At 59.4% G+C, this 18078-nt stretch carries 18 protein-coding genes; 16 read left to right on the top strand and 2 right to left on the bottom strand.

Annotated elements, in window-relative coordinates; genetic code table 11:
* Nucleotides 1-141: 141 nt before the first annotated feature.
* Entirely contained in the window at nt 142-3411 is a 3270-nt protein-coding gene (gene rne / locus F8N12_RS06430; protein WP_150579707.1) for a ribonuclease E, read from the bottom strand.
* 701 nt (nt 3412-4112) lie between these two features.
* On the opposite strand from rne, the gene rluC reads away from it, so the two are divergent.
* From rluC to F8N12_RS06410, 3 genes are read left to right on the top strand one after another with little or no spacing between them, the layout of a single operon-like run.
* Nucleotides 4113-5075: a 23S rRNA pseudouridine(955/2504/2580) synthase RluC gene (rluC, locus tag F8N12_RS06420; RefSeq protein WP_028623642.1), complete on the top strand. Its 963-nt coding sequence runs from the start codon at nt 4113-4115 to the stop codon at nt 5073-5075.
* Complete coding sequence (locus tag F8N12_RS06415) at nt 5062-5727, top strand: HAD-IA family hydrolase (RefSeq protein WP_150579706.1); 666 nt, start codon at nt 5062-5064, stop codon at nt 5725-5727. Before rluC ends, F8N12_RS06415 begins: the two co-directional genes overlap by 14 nt.
* A gap of 21 nt (nt 5728-5748) precedes the next feature.
* Nucleotides 5749-6738: a S49 family peptidase gene (locus tag F8N12_RS06410; RefSeq protein ID WP_150579705.1), complete on the top strand. Its 990-nt coding sequence runs from the start codon at nt 5749-5751 to the stop codon at nt 6736-6738.
* A gap of 220 nt (nt 6739-6958) precedes the next feature.
* On the opposite strand, the gene F8N12_RS06405 is transcribed toward F8N12_RS06410, so the two are convergent.
* Entirely contained in the window at nt 6959-7537 is a 579-nt protein-coding gene (locus F8N12_RS06405) for a Maf family protein (protein ID WP_191623120.1), read from the bottom strand.
* Nucleotides 7538-7642: 105 nt separating this feature from the next.
* Here F8N12_RS06405 and F8N12_RS06400 point away from each other — a divergent pair, with 105 nt between their 5' ends.
* From F8N12_RS06400 to F8N12_RS06340, 13 genes are all read left to right on the top strand, one after another.
* The gene (locus tag F8N12_RS06400) at nt 7643-8170 is read left to right on the top strand and encodes a YceD family protein (protein WP_138964734.1); all 528 of its coding nucleotides are present in this window, start codon (nt 7643-7645) and stop codon (nt 8168-8170) included.
* Between the two features lie 13 nt (nt 8171-8183).
* A complete protein-coding gene (gene rpmF / locus F8N12_RS06395) occupies nt 8184-8366 on the top strand; it encodes a 50S ribosomal protein L32 (protein ID WP_008152339.1) in 183 nt (60 codons plus the stop codon).
* 4 nt (nt 8367-8370) lie between these two features.
* Entirely contained in the window at nt 8371-9381 is a 1011-nt protein-coding gene (gene plsX / locus F8N12_RS06390; RefSeq protein ID WP_150579703.1) for a phosphate acyltransferase PlsX, read from the top strand.
* 126 nt (nt 9382-9507) lie between these two features.
* The gene (gene fabD, locus F8N12_RS06385) at nt 9508-10446 is read left to right on the top strand and encodes an ACP S-malonyltransferase (RefSeq protein WP_150579702.1); all 939 of its coding nucleotides are present in this window, start codon (nt 9508-9510) and stop codon (nt 10444-10446) included.
* 16 nt (nt 10447-10462) lie between these two features.
* Nucleotides 10463-11206, top strand: coding sequence for a 3-oxoacyl-ACP reductase FabG (fabG, locus tag F8N12_RS06380; RefSeq protein ID WP_150579701.1), 744 nt, complete (start codon nt 10463-10465; stop codon nt 11204-11206).
* A gap of 191 nt (nt 11207-11397) precedes the next feature.
* A complete protein-coding gene (acpP, locus tag F8N12_RS06375; RefSeq protein WP_003175607.1) occupies nt 11398-11634 on the top strand; it encodes an acyl carrier protein in 237 nt (78 codons plus the stop codon).
* A 108-nt stretch (nt 11635-11742) separates the two neighbouring features.
* On the top strand, nt 11743-12987 hold the full coding sequence (gene fabF / locus F8N12_RS06370; protein WP_150579700.1) for a beta-ketoacyl-ACP synthase II: 1245 nt from the start codon (nt 11743-11745) through the stop codon (nt 12985-12987).
* Nucleotides 12987-13802: an aminodeoxychorismate lyase gene (gene pabC, locus F8N12_RS06365; protein ID WP_150579699.1), complete on the top strand. Its 816-nt coding sequence runs from the start codon at nt 12987-12989 to the stop codon at nt 13800-13802. Before fabF ends, pabC begins: the two co-directional genes overlap by 1 nt.
* A gap of 3 nt (nt 13803-13805) precedes the next feature.
* Nucleotides 13806-14996: an endolytic transglycosylase MltG gene (gene mltG, locus F8N12_RS06360; protein WP_150579698.1), complete on the top strand. Its 1191-nt coding sequence runs from the start codon at nt 13806-13808 to the stop codon at nt 14994-14996.
* A 19-nt stretch (nt 14997-15015) separates the two neighbouring features.
* Entirely contained in the window at nt 15016-15648 is a 633-nt protein-coding gene (gene tmk, locus F8N12_RS06355; protein WP_150579697.1) for a dTMP kinase, read from the top strand.
* Nucleotides 15641-16627, top strand: a complete 987-nt coding sequence (locus F8N12_RS06350; RefSeq protein ID WP_150579696.1) for a DNA polymerase III subunit delta' — start codon at nt 15641-15643, stop codon at nt 16625-16627. Before tmk ends, F8N12_RS06350 begins: the two co-directional genes overlap by 8 nt.
* Nucleotides 16628-16660: 33 nt before the next feature.
* Nucleotides 16661-17017: a PilZ domain-containing protein gene (locus tag F8N12_RS06345; RefSeq protein ID WP_150579695.1), complete on the top strand. Its 357-nt coding sequence runs from the start codon at nt 16661-16663 to the stop codon at nt 17015-17017.
* A 14-nt stretch (nt 17018-17031) separates the two neighbouring features.
* Nucleotides 17032-17823 (top strand): TatD family hydrolase, encoded by a 792-nt coding sequence (locus F8N12_RS06340; protein ID WP_150579694.1) that lies wholly within the window; start codon nt 17032-17034, stop codon nt 17821-17823.
* Nucleotides 17824-18078: the final 255 nt, after the last annotated feature.

Genomic DNA, 18078 nt, shown 5'->3' with positions numbered 1-18078 from the left:
TGGCGGTGAGTCAGCTTGCATCAATGTTGGATGTTGAACTGCAATCGCGAGCAGGCTCGCTCCCACAGGGGCGGTGTATTCGCAGACATAAAAAAGCCCCGCCTGGGCTAACCAGGCGGGGCTTTTTAGTAGCCGATGGAATCAGACGAGGGGTTTAGGCTCGTGCTCTTTTTCCTGGGCTTGTTCGTGTTGCGTTACTGCGTCCTGAACGGAACGCGGTGCTTCGTCGATCGCGGAGTCAACTGGCTCAGCTGCAGCTTCGGCAGTCGGGGCAGGCGCCACCTCGACAACTTCAGCAACCACCGGGGCAGGTTCGGCAGCGACAGGCGCTTCAACCGGAACAGCAGCGGCAGCCAGTTCGGCTTCCTTCTGCAGACGCTCTTCTTCCCGCTTGCGGCGCTTCACTTCACGCGGATCGTTGGGTGCGCGACCGCTCGGCGTCAAGGCACTGACCGGAGCAGCTTCAATGGTCGGGGGGACCACTTCGGCAACGACCGGCGCTGGTGCTTCAACTGCCGGAGCAGCTTCAATGACCGGTGTCGCTTCAACGACTGGAGTTGGCTCAGCAGCAACAACAGGTTCGGAAACCATCGCTTCAGGCGTCTCCAGCTGAGCAACTGGAGCCGGCTCTGGCGTTTGTGCCACAGCGGGCTCAGCGACCCAGTTAAAAGCGGTTTGCTCTTCGCGAACTTCACGAACGGTTTCAGACACTGATTCAACAATCGGCTCGTCGGCAACCGCAGGCTCTGCATCGACAACAGGCTCGGCGGCCGTTTCGAATCGAGGCTGTGGTGGGCGCACCGGTGCCACTTCTATTTCCGGGGCAGGGGTGGTTTCCACTGGCGTGGTTGCTTCAACCACTGGCGCTTCTACTGGAGCCGTTTCCAGTGTGGCGGCCGTAGCGCGTTCCGCTTGCTCGTTGGCCTGAGCTTCGGCCGGAGCGCTGATCACGGTGCTGGCTACGGCAGCGGTAACTGCCAGACCCGCGGCCAGGTCGGCGGCGCTTGGTGCTTCACGGTTTTCGTCGCTTTCGCTTTCGCCGGATTCCGATTCTTCCGAACCTTCGATCACGTTACCGTTGGCATCACGCTGGCGCTCACGACGGTTGCTGCGACGGCGCTGACCACGGGAGCGGCGGCGCGGACGATCGCCTTCGGCGCCTTCCTGACCGTCATCCGCCAGTTGCTCTTCGTTACCGGTCAGTTCTTCTTCAGCAACTTCGGCAGCGGCTTGTTCGGCGCGCGGTTGACGCTCCTCACGCGGTGGGCGTGGCGCACGCTCTTCCCGAGGCTGACGAGCTGGACGCTCTTCAGCGGCGGCGGCGGCGACGACCGGTGCAGCGGCATCCAGAGGTTCACGCAGTTCACGAACGCGCTCTTCTCGCTCGCCACGTGGCTTGCGATCTTCACGCGGTGCGCGCGGTGCGCGTTCTTCGCGAGGGGCGCGCGGTGCACGCTCTTCACGCGGAGCACGTTCTTCGCGGGCAACGGCTGGCGTTTCTACACGGGCTTCACGTGGCTCACGCGGTGCGCGCTCTTCACGTGGTGCGCGATCTTCGCGAGGCTTGCGTTCTTCATCGCGGCGACCGTTACGGTTGCGGCTTTGCTGCCGACCGTTGCGACGCTCTTCGTTACGGGCCGGACGCTCGGTGGTCGCCGGTTTTTCAACTGCGACCGGAGCGGCAGGCTCTTCCTTGGTCGCAAACAAACCGACCAGGGATTTCACCAGGCCTTTGAACAGGCTCGGCTCAGGCACAACCGCCGGCGCGGCTACCGGTGCAGCGACAACTTCGGTCGGAACCGGAGCGTTGGCGCGAGCCGGGGCAGTCTTGACGGCAGCTTCCTGGCGAACCAGGGTGCGGGTCGCGGCAGCTGGCTGAACTTCCTCGACTTCGGCAGCGGCGGCTGCGATTTCGTAGCTGGTCTGATTGATGCCGGCTTCCGGACTGTCATCACGCAGACGCTGAACTTCGAAGTGCGGCGTTTCGAGGTGATCGTTCGGCAGAATGACGATGCGGGCACGGGTGCGCAGTTCGATCTTGGTGATCGAGTTGCGTTTTTCGTTGAGCAGGAATGCGGCCACCGGGATCGGCACTTGCGCGCGAACTTCGGCAGTGCGGTCTTTCAGGGCTTCTTCTTCGATCAGGCGCAGGATCGCCAGCGACAGCGATTCAACGTCACGGATGATGCCGGTGCCGTTGCAACGCGGGCAAACGATGCCGCTGCTTTCGCCCAGGGATGGACGCAGGCGCTGACGGGACATTTCCAGCAGGCCGAAGCGCGAGATGCGACCGACTTGCACGCGAGCGCGGTCGGCTTCCAGGCATTCGCGGACTTTCTCTTCCACGGCGCGCTGGTTCTTGGCAGGGGTCATGTCGATGAAGTCGATGACGATCAGGCCGCCGATGTCGCGCAAGCGCAACTGACGGGCGATTTCTTCGGCGGCTTCAAGGTTGGTCTGCAGGGCGGTTTCTTCGATGTCGCTGCCTTTGGTGGCGCGCGCCGAGTTGATGTCGATGGACACCAGGGCTTCGGTCGGATCGATAACGATGGAGCCGCCGGAAGGCAGTTCAACGACGCGCTGGAAAGCGGTCTCGATCTGGCTTTCGATCTGGAAACGGTTGAACAGCGGAACGCTGTCTTCGTACAGCTTGATCTTGCTGGCGTACTGCGGCATCACCTGGCGGATGAAGGTCAGGGCTTCGTCCTGGGCTTCAACGCTGTCGATCAGCACTTCGCCGATGTCCTGGCGCAGGTAATCGCGGATGGCGCGGATGATCACGTTGCTTTCCTGATAGATCAGGAAAGGCGCGGAGCGATCCAGCGAGGCTTCTTTGATGGCGGTCCACAGTTGCAGCAGGTAGTCGAGGTCCCACTGCATTTCTTCGCTGCTTCGGCCCAGGCCGGCAGTGCGAACGATCAGGCCCATGTCGGCTGGTGCAACGAGGCCGTTCAGGGCTTCACGCAGTTCGTTGCGCTCTTCACCTTCGATGCGACGGGAGATACCGCCGGCACGCGGGTTGTTCGGCATCAGAACCAGGTAACGACCGGCCAGGCTGATGAAGGTGGTCAGGGCTGCGCCCTTGTTGCCACGTTCTTCTTTTTCGACCTGAACAATGACTTCCTGGCCTTCGCTCAGGACGTCCTTGATATTGACGCGGCCTTCGGGGGCTTTCTTGAAGTATTCGCGGGAGATTTCTTTGAGGGGCAGGAAGCCGTGGCGCTCAGAGCCAAAATCGACAAAGGCAGCCTCAAGGCTTGGTTCGATGCGAGTAATCCGGCCTTTATAGATGTTGGCCTTCTTCTGCTCGCGTGCACCGGATTCGATGTCCAGGTCGTAGAGGCGTTGGCCATCCACCAGTGCAACACGCAACTCTTCGGGTTGAGTTGCGTTAATCAGCATTCTTTTCATGTAGTACCGTCGGTTTCCGGGCTGCCGGAAACGGCGTTCGGCACACACGACTTCTCACGGTCGGTGTCAGGTGCGTCGGGAGTGGTTGGCCATTCCCGTGTCCAGCGAAGTCCGGCCAATGTGGGCCTTCATCGCGACGTACGCGTCCTGCTTGCTGTGGCTACTTAAGCACTCAGTCAGGAGGAGGAATCAACCGGCGGCTGTGGACGAGATGAAGCGTCTTGATAAAGCCTAGTGCTACACAGTCCAGCGGTTGTGCATCTCCACCCTACACGTATCCCTGATAATTCGGGTGCTGCCGCGCGCAGAATCCGCAGCGGGTTGGCATTTACCGTGAGCTCCGAAAGGGGAGGTCACGCATCATGGCTAATTTAGGCGTTGTTTCCGAAGCTTTCGCTCGGGGTCATTGGCAGCTGACTGCACTTTGTGAACTGGCCGTGAATATTGGCTCGCCAAGCGAGTGAAAACTCTGCTTTGCGGCGTGATTCAGGCCTCATGTCACCTGCGCTCGTTACAGCTGCAAACTCCACCGTTACGTAGCGAAAGCCCCGTAGGACGGCCTCGCGTCCTGGTGAATTGCATTGGTCAGGGCCGGTTTTTGACCGTTGGTCCGCTGTCCAGGCCGCTTTTGGCGGCGTTCGCGACTATAGCAGTAATGATTAAGTGCTTCAATTCCATAAAAAATTGATATCATTCGCGACATGACGACTACTGCCCCCTCGACCCCCAGCGTACAACTGCTTGAGGTCTCGCCGGAATATGCCGGCCAACGTATTGACAACTTCCTTCTCGCTCGGCTCAAAGGCGTGCCCAAGACCTTGATTTACCGTATTTTGCGCAAGGGCGAAGTGCGGGTGAACAAAGGCCGGATCAAGCCTGAATACAAGCTGCAGGCGGGCGATATCGTGCGCGTGCCGCCGGTGCGCGTGCCTGAGCGTGACGAGCCGGTGCCGCTGGCTCAGGGGCTGCTGCAGCGCCTTGAAGCTTCGATCATCTTTGAAGACAAGGCCTTGATCGTGATCAACAAGCCCGCCGGCATCGCGGTTCACGGCGGTAGCGGCTTGACCTATGGGGTGATCGAAGCCTTTCGTCAGTTGCGCCCCGATGCAAAGGAGCTGGAGCTGGTGCACCGTCTGGATCGTGACACGTCCGGTCTGCTGATGATCGCCAAGAAGCGCAGCATGTTGCGTCACCTGCACGCAGCCCTGCGCGGTGATGGCGTCGACAAGCGTTACATGGCGCTGGTTCGCGGCAACTGGGCGACCTCGATCAAGCAGGTCCGTGCATCGCTTGGCAAGAGCAATCTGCGCTCCGGCGAACGCATGGTCGAAGTCGACGAGGAGGAGGGCAAGGAATCGGTCACGGTGTTCAAGGTGCTGCGTCGTTTCGGCGATTTTGCCACCATGATCGAAGCCAAACCTATTACCGGTCGCACCCATCAGATCCGTGTGCACACTTTGCATGCCGGCCATTGCATCGCCGGTGACACCAAATACGGCGATGAAGGTTTCAGCAAGGAAATTCGCGATCTTGGCGGCAAGCGCCTGTTCCTGCACGCTTATATGCTGACCGTGCCACTGCCGGACGGCGGCGAGTTGAAGTTGCAGGCGCCGGTTGACGAAATGTGGGCCAAGACTGTGGAGCGCCTGAGTGCACCCATCTGATTACAAATTGCTCATCTTCGATTGGGACGGCACGCTCGCTGACTCCATCGGCCGTATAGTCGAATCGATGCACGTGGCATCGGAGCGGTCGGGTTTTCAGTTGCGCGATGACTTTGCCGTCAAAGGCATTATCGGCCTGGGATTGCCCGAGGCCATCCGTACGCTGTACCCGGAGATCGGCGATGACCAGCTGATTGTTTTTCGTCAGCATTACGCCGATCACTACATCGCCTCCGAAGCCGTGCCGTCTCCTTTGTTCGAAGGCGTGGTGGAGTCGATGCAAGCGTTTCGCGAAGACGGTTACCACCTGGCGGTCGCCACAGGCAAGGCGCGGCGTGGCCTGGATCGCGTATTGAAGTCGCATGGCTGGCATGATTATTTTGATGTCACCCGCGCCGCCGATGAAACTGCGAGCAAGCCCCATCCTCTGATGCTGGAGCAGATTGTCGCGCATTGCGGCGTCCGTCCGGAGCAGGCGTTGATGGTGGGTGATTCATCCTTTGATCTGCAGATGGCGCGTAACGCCGGCATGGACTCGGTGGCAGTCAGCTACGGCGCTCAGTCGATCGATGCCCTCAAGCTGTTCGAGCCACGACTCTCTATCGACCGTTTTTCAGAATTGCACGCTTGGCTAAGCCAGCGGGCTTCATAGATTTTTGCTGGGGTACATGGCATGACCGACGAATGGAAAGCGCCCGCCAAGGCGAGCGCGGAGAGCGGTGACGAGAAGAGCTGGAAGTTGCTGGAAAAAACCCTGCTGGCCGGTGTGCAGGAGCAGCGTCGGTCGCGCCGCTGGGGGATTTTCTTCAAGCTGCTGACGTTTGTGTACCTGATCGGTGCGCTGCTGCTGTTCACGCCGCTGATGGACATGGAAAAAGCCGCCAGTCGCAGTGCCAACTACACCGCGCTGATTGATGTGACCGGGATGATCGCCGACAAGGAGCCGGCCAGCGCTGACAATATCGTCGGCAGCCTGCGCGCAGCTTTCGAGGACGAGAAAGTCAAAGGTGTCATTCTGCGCATTAACAGCCCGGGCGGCAGCCCTGTGCAGTCTGGTTACGTCTATGACGAAATTCGTCGGTTGCGCGGCCTGCACCCTGATACGAAGTTGTACGCGGTGATCTCTGATCTCGGTGCATCCGGCGCTTACTACATCGCTAGCGCGGCTGATCAGATCTACGCCGACAAGGCGAGCCTGGTGGGTTCGATCGGCGTCACGGCGGCCGGCTACGGCTTCGTCGGGACCATGGAAAAGCTGGGTGTCGAGCGTCGGACTTATACGTCGGGCGAGCACAAATCGTTTCTGGACCCGTTCCAGCCGCAAAAGCCTGAAGAAACCCGGTTTTGGCAGGGTGTGCTGGATACCACGCATCAGCAGTTCATCAGCAGCGTCAAGAAGGGGCGCGGCGATCGCCTCAAGGACAAGGAGCATCCTGAATTGTTTTCCGGCCTGGTCTGGTCGGGTGAGCAGGCTCTGCCGTTGGGGCTGATCGATGGTCTTGGCAATGCAAGTTCGGTTGCCCGTGATGTGATCGGCGAGAAGGAGTTGGTGGACTTCACCGTTCAGGAATCACCGTTTGACCGCTTCTCGAAGAAGCTCGGCGCGAGCGTTGCCGAGCACCTGGCGATGTGGATGGGCTTCCAGGGGCCGTCGCTGCGCTGACCGTTTGAATGCGTCAAAAAAACCGGCCGCCATGGCCGGTTTCTTTGTTGCGCGCAAAACCATGTAGCAGCTGGCGCAGCCTGCGTCCGAGTGCGCAGCGCTCGCCATGCCCTCTCGTGCAACCTTCCACATTGACCGCCTTTGAATTCGCGAGCGCTTCGCACTCGGACGCAGGCTTCGCCAGCTGCTACGGGGTTGTGGTGTTAGGGGATTGTGCTGATCAAGGGATCGGTACGCCTTCAGCCGATAGCATATCAATCAGCCGAATCAGCGGCAGACCGATCAGGCTAGTGGCATCAGGGCCTTCAGTGCTTTTAAACAGGCTCACCCCCAACCCTTCAGCCTTAAAGCTGCCAGCGCAGTCGTAGGGCTCTTCGGCTAGCAGGTAACGTTCTATGCGATCAACGTCCAAGGTGCGCATGTGCACGGTGAACGGTACGCAGTCGACCTGGCAGGCGCCCGTCTCACTGTTCAGCAGGGCCAGTCCGGTCAGGAACGTCACGCTGGCGCCGCTGGAGGCCAGCAATTGTTCGCGGGCCTTTTCGAATGTATGAGGCTTACCGATAATCCGCTCGCCGAGCACTGCAACCTGGTCGGAACCGATGATCAGGTGGGCGGGGTGAGTGCTGCCCAGCGCTTCGGCTTTTTCCCTGGCCAGGCGCTTGACCAGTTCCGTTGCAGACTCGTCCGGACGGTGACTTTCATCGATGTCCGGCGAACTGCAGATGAACGGCAATCGCAGGCGGGCCAGCAATTCCCGGCGATAGACCGAGCTGGAAGCGAGTAATAAAGGCAGCATGCGCATCTCCAAAGGGCGGGGGCGAATTCTAGCGAGGCTTGCGAGTGACGGACAGGGCTGAATTTCCTTTGACATGGCCGGGTGCATCCCTATAATGCTGCGCCTATGTTGAATGACCCGATTCCACCTCACGTTGACCCGCGCAAATTGGCTGACCGTGGCACCACCCTTCAAGGTGAACTGCTGCTGGCCGATTTGGAGAGACTCTGCGACCCGCTTTCCGACACTGTCGGTACGGTGCAGGCCAAATTCGTTTTTGAACGAGATGAACGTAAATCTGTGGTTATTCACAGCTTTATCGACACCGAAGTCAAAATGGTTTGCCAGCGTTGTCTTGAGCTGGTCACCCTGCCGATCCACAGCGAATGCAGTTACGTTGTGGTGAAGGAGGGTGCGAATACCCAGTCGTTGCCGAAAGGTTATGACGTGCTGGAACTGGGCGAAGATCCTTTGGATCTGCAGTCACTGATCGAGGAGGAGCTTTTGCTCGCCTTGCCCATTGTGCCTGCTCATCATCCGGAAGAATGCCAGCAGCCGGCGGGTCTCGATGAGCCCGAACCGAGCGAGGACGAGGTAACGCGGTCCAACCCGTTCAGTGTATTGGCGCAGTTAAAGCGTGACCCAAACGTTTAGGAGTTAATCAATTATGGCTGTTCAGCAGAACAAAAAATCCCGCTCTGCCCGTGACATGCGTCGTTCGCACGACGCCCTGACGGCAAGCACTCTGTCTGTAGAAAAAACCACCGGTGAAATTCACCTGCGTCACCACGTATCGCCAGAAGGCGTATACCGTGGCCGTAAAGTGATCGACAAGGGCGCTGACGAGTAATTTCTTGTCCGCTCAAGTTATCGCGATTGACGCAATGGGCGGGGACTTCGGTCCCCGCAGCATTGTTCAGGCCAGCCTTGCTTGTCTGTCAGCTACGCCCTCGCTGCACCTGACCCTCGTCGGTCAACCTTCCATACTTGAAGAATTGCTGTCCAGCCAATCGGCTGTGGATCGCTCGCGCCTGTCGGTCGTGCCCGCTGCTGAAGTGATCACCATGGACGAAAAGCCTGCCCAGGCTTTACGCGGCAAGCCCGATTCGTCGATGCGCGTGGCCCTTGAATTACTGCGCGATGGCAAGGTTCAGGCCTGTGTCAGTGCCGGTAATACCGGTGCCTTGATGGCGTTGTCGCGATTCGTGCTCAAGACCTTGCCGGGTATCGACCGGCCGGCCATGGTGGCGGCGATTCCAACCCAGAAGGGCTACTGCCAGTTGCTCGATCTGGGCGCCAATGTCGATTGCAGCGCCGAGCAACTGCTGCAGTTTGCGGTGATGGGCTCTGTCGCGGCAGAAACCCTGGGTATCATTCGTCCACGGGTCGCGTTGTTGAACATTGGCACCGAGGACATCAAGGGCAATCAGCAGGTCAAGCTGGCCGCTACCCTGTTGCAGAGCGCCCGGGGCATCCACTATATCGGTTTCGTCGAAGGTGATGGTCTGTACCGCGGCGACGCGGATGTAGTGGTATGCGACGGATTTGTCGGCAATATCCTGCTCAAGTCCAGCGAAGGCCTGGCGACCATGATTGCCGGGCGTATCGAGGCCCTGTTCAGGAAAAACTTTGCATCAAAAGTAGTCGGTGCCATGGCGCTGCCGCTGATGAAGCGCCTGCAAGCCGACCTGGCGCCCGCGCGGCATAACGGCGCCAGTTTCCTGGGATTGCAGGGAATTGTGGTGAAAAGTCACGGTTCTGCAGGGGTCTTGGGTTTCCAGAGTGCCATCTCGCGAGCCTTGATCGAGATCCAGGAAAACCTGCCGCAGCGGATTCGCGGTCGGCTGGAGGATTTGCTGCCTTAGGCGTTTTCGTCGGACAATGCTTAAATGTGACCGCTTGGTTCAGTTGGCCATCCAACTGTCAGTTTTCTGCGTCCCCAATGGCGGGGCGTCATTTCTACGACGACAAGATCATTAGGGGCTTGTTACATGTCTGCTTCCCTCGCATTCGTCTTTCCAGGACAGGGTTCGCAGTCCCTCGGCATGCTGGCCGAGCTGGGCGCACAACATCCAATTGTCCTCGACACCTTCAAAGAAGCTTCCGCTGCGCTCGGTTACGACCTGTGGGCGCTGACCCAGCAAGGGCCGGAAGAGCAACTCAACCAAACCGATAAAACCCAGCCGGCCATCCTGACCGCCTCGATCGCCCTGTGGCGTCTATGGCTGGCCGAAGGTGGGGCACGCCCTTCTTACGTCGCCGGTCACAGCCTGGGCGAATACAGCGCTCTGGTGGCTGCGGGTAGCCTGAGTCTGGGCGATGCCGTAAAACTGGTAGAACGTCGAGGCCAGTTGATGCAGGAAGCCGTTCCGGCCGGGCAGGGCGGCATGGCCGCCATCCTGGGTCTGGAGGATGCCGACGTGCTGGCAGCCTGTACCGAAGCGGCGCAAGGCGAAGTGGTCAGTGCGGTCAACTTCAACTCGCCGGGGCAGGTGGTCATCGCCGGCGCCAAAGCCGCTGTCGAACGTGCCATCGAAGGCTGCAAGAGCCGTGGCGCCAAGCGTGCCATGCCGTTGCCGGTCAGCGTGCCTTCGCACTGCGAGCTGATGCGTCCGGCTGCCGAGCGTTTCGCCGAGTCGATCGCTGCGATCGACTGGCAGGCGCCGCAGATTCCGTTGGTGCAGAACGTCAGCGCCGATGTCCCTGGCGATCTCGAGACCCTCAAACGCAACCTGCTGGAGCAGCTCTACAAGCCTGTGCGCTGGGTCGAATCGGTCCAGGCACTGGCAGCCAAGGGCGCGACTCAATTGGTCGAATGCGGCCCGGGCAAAGTGCTCGCCGGCCTGAACAAGCGCTGCGCCGAAGGCGTATCGACTTCCAACCTCAATACCCCAGACGCTTTCGCTGCCGCCCGTGCAGCGCTGGCCTGAATCAGGAGAAACTTGCATGAGTCTGCAAGGTAAAGTTGCACTGGTCACCGGTGCAAGCCGCGGCATTGGTCAGGCTATCGCACTGGAACTGGGTCGTCAGGGCGCCATCGTTGTTGGCACCGCGACCTCCGCGTCAGGTGCTGCGGCGATCGCTGCGACCCTGAAGGAAAACGCTATTCAGGGCACAGGCCTGGAACTCAACGTCACCAGCGACGAATCTGTTGCCGCAGTGCTGTCGAGCATCCAGGAGCAGTTCGGTGCGCCGGCGATCCTGGTCAACAATGCCGGCATCACCCGCGATAACCTGATGATGCGCATGAAAGACGACGAATGGCATGATGTGGTCGATACCAATCTGAACAGTCTGTTCCGCCTGTCCAAAGGCGTTTTGCGCGGCATGACCAAAGCCCGTTGGGGACGAATTATCAGTATTGGCTCGGTTGTGGGTGCCATGGGCAACGCAGGCCAAGTAAACTACGCTGCCGCCAAGGCCGGTCTGGAAGGTTTCAGCCGTGCTCTGGCGAGAGAAGTCGGTTCGCGTTCGATTACGGTAAACTCGGTAGCCCCAGGGTTCATCGACACCGATATGACCCGCGAATTGCCCGAGGCACAGCGTGAAGCCTTGCTGACGCAGATTCCGCTGGGCCGTCTGGGACAAGCTCAAGAGATCGCGTCTGTGGTCGCTTTTCTTGCATCCGACGGTGCGGCTTACGTTACTGGGGCTACAATCCCGGTGAACGGCGGGATGTACATGAGTTAAATGTGACGGATTGCTTCAAAAAAATGTCATACGAGCTGTCTAAAATCCGTTATAAAGCTGCAATCTATTTATAGGCAGAGGGCATCAGGGTTTGAGGAGTGAAGCTTTCAGTTGAAAAACCGAAAAGGCTTTCTATACACTTACCCACTGGCCAGCTGCCTGAATTTGTCCATTAGGAGTGAAAACAAGGTATGAGCACCATCGAAGAGCGCGTCAAGAAAATCGTTGCCGAGCAACTGGGCGTTAAAGAAGAAGAAGTGGTCAACACTGCTTCCTTCGTTGAAGACCTGGGTGCCGACTCCCTTGACACCGTTGAGCTGGTGATGGCTCTGGAAGAGGAATTCGAGACCGAAATCCCTGACGAAGAAGCTGAGAAGATCACTACTGTACAAGCTGCAATCGACTACGTTACCAGCCACCAGGCGTAATAGTTTGTAATCGTTGCTTGCTGTCATGGAAAAACCGCACTGCCATCATGGCGTGCGGTTTTTTCTTTAGGCCTGATGCAAAGTCGTCATTTGAAAAAGGAGAGTGCTGTGTCGCGTAGACGCGTCGTAGTCACCGGTATGGGTATGTTGTCGCCACTGGGCACGGATGTGCCGAGCAGTTGGCAGGGCATTCTGGCTGGCCGCAGTGGCATTGGTCTGATCGAACACACCGACCTTTCTGCCTATTCCACCCGTTTTGGCGGCTCGGTAAAGGGCTTCAATGTCGAGGAATACCTGTCGGTCAAGGAAGCGCGCAAGCTCGACCTGTTCATCCAGTACGGCCTCGCCGCAGGGTTTCAGGCGGTACGCAACGCCGGTCTGGAAGTCACCGACGCCAACCGCGAACGCATTGGCGTGGCCATGGGTTCGGGTATCGGCGGCCTGACCAACATCGAAGAAACCAGCCGCACCTTGCATGATTCCGGCCCACGGCGGATTTCTCCGTTTTTCGTGCCTGGCTCGATCATCAATATGATTTCCGGTTTCCTGTCCATCCATCTGGGGGCACAGGGGCCCAACTATGCGATCGCCACCGCCTGCACCACCGGTACACACTGTATCGGCATGGCCGCGCGCAACATCATGTACGACGAAGCCGATGTGATGATTGCCGGCGGCGCCGAAATGGCGGCGTGCGGTCTGGGGATGGGCGGCTTTGGTGCCTCCCGCGCGCTGTCGACCCGCAACGACGAGCCGACCCGCGCCAGTCGTCCATGGGACAAGGGCCGTGATGGCTTTGTCCTGTCCGACGGTGCCGGTGCGCTGGTACTCGAAGAACTGGAGCACGCCAAGGCTCGCGGCGCGACTATATACGCCGAGCTGATCGGTTTTGGTACCAGTGGCGATGCTTTCCACATGACGTCGCCACCCGCAGACGGCGCTGGCGCTGCCCGTTGCATCACCAATGCCCTGCGCGATGCCAGGATAAACAGTGATCAGGTGCAGTACATCAACGCTCATGGCACCTCGACGCCGGCCGGCGACCTGGCCGAAGCCTGTGCGATCAAATCCGTGTTCGGCGATCATGCTTACAAACTCGCGGTCAGCTCGACCAAATCCATGACCGGTCACCTGCTGGGTGCGGCGGGCGCGGTCGAGGCGATTTTCAGTGTGCTGGCAATCAACAGTCAGGTGGCACCTCCGACCATCAACCTCGATGAACCGGACGAAGGCTGCGATCTCGATTTCGTACCGCACACGGCGCGCAATATGGAAATTGATGTGGTGTTGTCCAACTCATTCGGGTTTGGCGGTACCAACGGCTCGCTGGTGTTCCGCCGGTTCGCCGGCTGATGGACTGCTGGGTCGACGGTCAGCCGGCTGACGCTCTGTCGCTGAAGGATCGCGGCCTGGCCTACGGCGATGGTCTGTTCGAGACCATCGCCGTACATAATGGCAAGCCGGTACTGCTGGATCGACATGTCGATCGTCTGCTCCACGGTTGCCAGCGCCTGGCGATCAATCTTGATCATGAAACCATGGTTGCTGAACTGTCCGCTTACGCCCATGAGCTGCACGATGGCGTCCTCAAGCTGATCGTCACCCGCGGTGATGGCCAGCGCGGCTATGCGCCGGACCCATCGGCGCAGGCACGGCGCATCCTGCAGGGCAATCCTGTTGCTGCTTATCCTGCTGAGAATGCGCAGCTCGGCGTGCGCTTGTTCCCCTGTGTGACGCGCCTGGGCAGGCAGCCATTGCTCGCGGGGCTCAAGCATCTGAATCGCCTGGAACAGGTCTTGGCGCGCGCTGAATGGCAAGACACCGAGCATGCCGAAGGGTTGATGCTCGATCTGGCCGGGCGTGTGATCGAAGGCGTGTTCAGCAATGTGTTCCTGGTTCGCGATGGCGCCCTGATCACCGCCGATCTCAAGCGCTGTGGCGTCGCCGGTGTAATGCGCGCCGAATTATTGTTTCAAGCCGAGAAATCGGGAATCTCCACACAAATCACCGATATCCCCCTGGAACAGCTGCAATGGGCCGATGAAGTCTTTGTGTGCAACAGCGTTTATGGCATTTGGCCGGTGCGCGCCTATGCAGCACTGAGCTGGCCGGTAGGCCCACTCACCCGTAAACTCCAAACCCTTGCTCGTGCGCTATTGGATGCCTGATACGTGAGACGTAAATTCTTGCTGCTGCTGGAAACCGGATTGGTTCTGGCAGGGCTGTTGTTGGGCGCTTCTGCCTGGAAAATTCATTCGGCGCTGGAACAGCCGCTGAATGTCGCTCAGGAAGAACTGCTGGAAGTGCAGAAAGGCACGACCCCGAACCGCACACTCATCCGACTTGAGGCCGACGGCGTCATCAAGGATTCGTTCTGGCTGCGCGTGTATTGGCGTTTCAATCTGGCCGGACAACCCTTGCACAGCGGGGAATACCGCATGCTGCCCGGTATGACCGTCGAAGATCTGATTGATGTGTGGAAGCGCGGTGAAATGGTTCAGTACAGCGTGACGCTGGTTGAGGGCTGGAATTTTCATCAGGTCCGCGCTGCTTTGGCCAAAGAGGCAAAAATCGAGCAGACGCTCAGTGGCCTCAGCGACAGCCAGGTCATGGAAAAACTGGGGCATGACGGAGTTTTTCCGGAAGGCCGTTTTTTCCCCGATACCTACCGTTTCGTGCGCGGCATGACCGACGCCGAGCTACTCAAGAAAGCCTACGACCGGCTCGATGAGGTCCTCGCCAAAGAGTGGGCGCAGCGTGCCGCCGACGTGCCGTACACCGAACCTTACCAGGCGCTGATCATGGCCTCCCTGGTCGAAAAGGAAACCGGAGTGCCGCAGGAGCGTGGACAGATTGCCGGCGTGTTTGTGCGTCGCCTGGAGATGGGCATGTTGTTGCAGACTGATCCGACGGTGATCTACGGACTGGGTGATCGCTACAATGGCAAACTGACGCGCGCCCACCTCAAGGAAGCGACGCCCTACAACACCTATGTGATTGCCGGCCTGCCGCCGACACCGATTGCGATGGTCGGCCGCGAGGCGATTCACGCGGCGCTGAATCCGGTATCTGGCAACAGCTTGTATTTTGTTGCCCGCGGTGACGGCAGCCATGTGTTCTCCAATGATCTTGACGCCCACAACAATGCAGTGCGCGAGTACCAGCTCAAACGCCGCGCCGACTATCGCTCCAGCCCGGCACCGCAGGCACCGGGAGCAGAGCCGGCGCCGGTTGACGAAGAACCGGTTCCGGCCGCGTCGCCCAATCCCGATCCCGAAGCTTCGCCGCAAGTGCCAGCGCCGGTTGCCGAGCCTGATTCAGCAGCCGGGCCAGACACCTCCGTACCGCAACGCGCGCAATAAATCTGATTAAGGACTGCCTGTGACTGGCCTGTTTATAACCCTGGAAGGTCCCGAAGGTGCTGGCAAGAGCACCAACCGCGAATACCTCGCCGAGTGCCTGCGCGCCGCCGGTCTCGAGGTTGTGCTGACCCGTGAGCCGGGCGGTACGCCATTGGCCGAGCGGATTCGCGAGGTGCTGCTGGCGCCAGTCGACGAAATCATGAACCCCGACACCGAACTGTTATTGGTATTCGCCGCTCGCGCGCAGCATCTGGCCGAGGTGATTCGCCCGGCGCTGGCCCGTGGTGCAGTGGTGTTGTGTGATCGCTTTACCGATTCGACTTACGCCTATCAGGGCGGTGGTCGCGGTTTGTCGCTGAAGCGTATTGCCGCACTTGAGGCGTTTGTCCAAGGCGATTTACGCCCGGATCTGACCCTGATTTTCGATTTGCCTGTAGAAGTAGGCCTCGCTCGCGCCAGCGCTCGTGGTCGCCTGGACCGTTTCGAACTCGAAGGCCGGGCGTTTTTCGATGCGGTGCGTAATGCGTTTCTAAAGCGTGCTGAAGCCGAACCTGCGCGCTATGTCATGGTCGACGCCGCCCAGCCATTGACGCAGGTTCAGCGATCGCTCGATGGCTTGCTTCCGCGTTTGCTGGAGTTGGCCCGTGGCTGAAGCCTATCCGTGGCAAGACGGACTCTGGCAGCAATTCGCCGGGCGTGAACAGCATGCTCACGCCTATCTGCTGCACGGTCCGGCCGGCATCGGCAAGCGTGCGCTCGCCGAGCGTTTGATGGCCAGTCTGCTGTGCCAGCGTCCGACACCGCAAAATGCGTGTGGCGAGTGTAAATCCTGTTTGCTGCTCAAGGCCGGCAGCCATCCTGATAACTACATTCTGGAACCCGAGGAAGCCGACAAGGCAATCAAGGTTGATCAGGTACGCGATCTCGTGAGTTTCGTGGTGCAAACCGCGCAGATGGGCGGGCGCAAGGTGGTGCTGATCGAGCCGGTCGAATCGATGAACGTCAACGCGGCCAACGCCTTGCTGAAAAGCCTTGAGGAGCCGTCCGGTGACACGGTTTTGTTGCTGGTAAGTCACCAGACCAGTCGATTGCTGCCGACCATCAAAAGCCGCTGTGTGCAGCAGGCGTGTCCGTTGCCCAGCGAAGCGATGAGCCTGGCCTGGCTGGCCAATGCTCTGCCGGATTGTTCGGAGGATGAGCGCGTCGAACTGCTCACCCTGGCCGCCGGTTCGCCGCTTGCCGCCGTCAATCTGCAGGCGCAGGGAGTCCGCGAGCAGAGAGCGCTGGTGGTCGAAGGCGTGAAAAGATTACTCAAGCAGCAACAATCGCCGACGCAATTGGCCGAGGGCTGGAATGCGATTCCACTGCTGTTGCTGTTCGACTGGTTCTGCGACTGGTCGAGCCTGATCCTGCGTTATCAGCTGACCCAGGATGAAGACGGGCTCGGGTTGGCCGACATGCGTAAAGTGATTCAGTATCTGGCGCAAAAGTCCGGCCAGGGAAAGGTTTTGAACATTCAGGACTGGATCCTCGTCCAGCGGCAGAAAGTCATGAGCAAGGCCAACCTCAACCGGGTATTGTTGCTGGAAGCGTTGCTCGTGCAGTGGGTGTCCTTGCCCGGCCAGAAATGAGTAGACTTTGAGTATCCGCCTCGGGAGGTCCGCATGAATGAAGCCGTCAACCAGGGGCCGCGTAATGGCATTCTGTCCCTGACCATCAAGGACAAGTCCGTGCTTTTCGCAGCCTACATGCCGTTCATCAAGAATGGTGGCCTGTTTATCCCGACCAACAAAAGTTACAAGTTGGGCGATGAGGTATTCATGTTGCTGAACCTGATGGACGAGGCAGACAAGATTCCTGTGGCGGGCAAGGTTACCTGGATCACTCCCAAAGGCGCGCAGGGTAACCGTGCCGCCGGCGTTGGCGTGCAGTTCAACGACGGCGATAACACCGCGCGCAGTCGCATTGAAACCCATCTGGCCGGGGCGCTGAACTCCGACCGTCCCACTCATACGATGTAAGTTGCCGTGTTCTCATGCTTGTAGATTCCCACTGTCACCTCGATCGCCTCGACCTCGCCGCCCATGATGGTTCGCTGGATGCCGCACTTGATGCTGCCCGGGCACAGGGTGTAGGGCACTTTTTGTGTATTGGCGTCAGTGTCGACAATGCGGCCGACGTCAAAGCGCTGGCCGAGCGTTATGACGATGTCGACTGCTCCGTTGGTGTGCATCCGCTGGATGTCCAACCCGGTGCTGCGCCAGCGCTGGACTGGCTGCTGCGGGAGCTCGATCATCCCCGAGTGGTAGCCATTGGTGAAACCGGCCTCGATTACCACTACGAGCCCGAAGCGGCAGAATTGCAGCAGCAATCGTTTCGCCTGCACCTGCAAGCGGCGCAGCAAACCGGCAAGCCGGTGATCATCCACACACGCGGAGCGCGGGCGGACACCCTCGCTCTGCTGCGTGAGGCGGCATTGCCGCAGGCCGGCGTGCTGCATTGCTTCACTGAAGACTGGGACATGGCCAGGGCGGCGCTGGACATGGGTTATTACATTTCTTTGTCGGGAATTGTCACTTTTCGCAATGCGGATGCTTTGCGCAATGTGGCGAGCAAGGTGCCTGCCGATCGCTTGCTGGTTGAAACCGACTCGCCGTATCTCGCGCCGATTCCCCACCGCGGCAAGCCGAATCTTCCGCAATATGTGCGCGAAGTGGCAGAGTTCCTGGCGATGCTGCGGGGTGAGTCCTTCGAGCGATTTGCCGAGCAGACCACTGAGAACTTCAAGCGGCTGTTTCCGCTGGCGCATGTCCGGTCGGCGCAGTAACGCTAAAGAGATCGCAGCCTTCGGCAGCTCCTACTGGGTTTGGTCTTTGAATCGCAGGCAAAAAAAACCCGGGTTCTGGGGGGTGAATCCGGGTTAAGACCATTAGGAGTAAAACAATGGCACGCGGTCCGTTGGTACCAATATCGTCGCGGCACTTGGGGGAGATGCCCCGCCGACATTTGAAGTATTGATCAGTATTGCGCCCAGTCCAGTTTAGCCGGTCTGCTTTTTAAACAATTTTGGAATACCTGCTCT

The organism is Pseudomonas fluorescens, from assembly GCF_902497625.1.
GTDB classification, from domain to species: Bacteria; Pseudomonadota; Gammaproteobacteria; order Pseudomonadales; family Pseudomonadaceae; genus Aquipseudomonas; species Aquipseudomonas fluorescens_BQ.
This window is presented reverse-complemented; position numbering and strand designations above follow the sequence as displayed.

Excerpts from the sequence above, each read along its gene's own strand:
- rne (WP_150579707.1), bottom strand. The coding sequence starts at position 3,411 with ATGAAAAGAATGCTGATTAACGCAACTCAACCCGAAGAGTTGCGTGTT.
- rluC (WP_028623642.1), top strand. The coding sequence starts at position 4,113 with ATGACGACTACTGCCCCCTCGACCCCCAGCGTACAACTGCTTGAGGTC.
- F8N12_RS06410 (WP_150579705.1), top strand. The coding sequence starts at position 5,749 with ATGACCGACGAATGGAAAGCGCCCGCCAAGGCGAGCGCGGAGAGCGGT.
- F8N12_RS06405 (WP_191623120.1), bottom strand. The coding sequence starts at position 7,537 with ATGCTGCCTTTATTACTCGCTTCCAGCTCGGTCTATCGCCGGGAATTG.
- F8N12_RS06400 (WP_138964734.1), top strand. The coding sequence starts at position 7,643 with ATGTTGAATGACCCGATTCCACCTCACGTTGACCCGCGCAAATTGGCT.
- rpmF (WP_008152339.1), top strand. The coding sequence starts at position 8,184 with ATGGCTGTTCAGCAGAACAAAAAATCCCGCTCTGCCCGTGACATGCGT.
- fabD (WP_150579702.1), top strand. The coding sequence starts at position 9,508 with ATGTCTGCTTCCCTCGCATTCGTCTTTCCAGGACAGGGTTCGCAGTCC.
- fabG (WP_150579701.1), top strand. The coding sequence starts at position 10,463 with ATGAGTCTGCAAGGTAAAGTTGCACTGGTCACCGGTGCAAGCCGCGGC.
- acpP (WP_003175607.1), top strand. The coding sequence starts at position 11,398 with ATGAGCACCATCGAAGAGCGCGTCAAGAAAATCGTTGCCGAGCAACTG.
- pabC (WP_150579699.1), top strand. The coding sequence starts at position 12,987 with ATGGACTGCTGGGTCGACGGTCAGCCGGCTGACGCTCTGTCGCTGAAG.
- F8N12_RS06345 (WP_150579695.1), top strand. The coding sequence starts at position 16,661 with ATGAATGAAGCCGTCAACCAGGGGCCGCGTAATGGCATTCTGTCCCTG.
- F8N12_RS06340 (WP_150579694.1), top strand. The coding sequence starts at position 17,032 with ATGCTTGTAGATTCCCACTGTCACCTCGATCGCCTCGACCTCGCCGCC.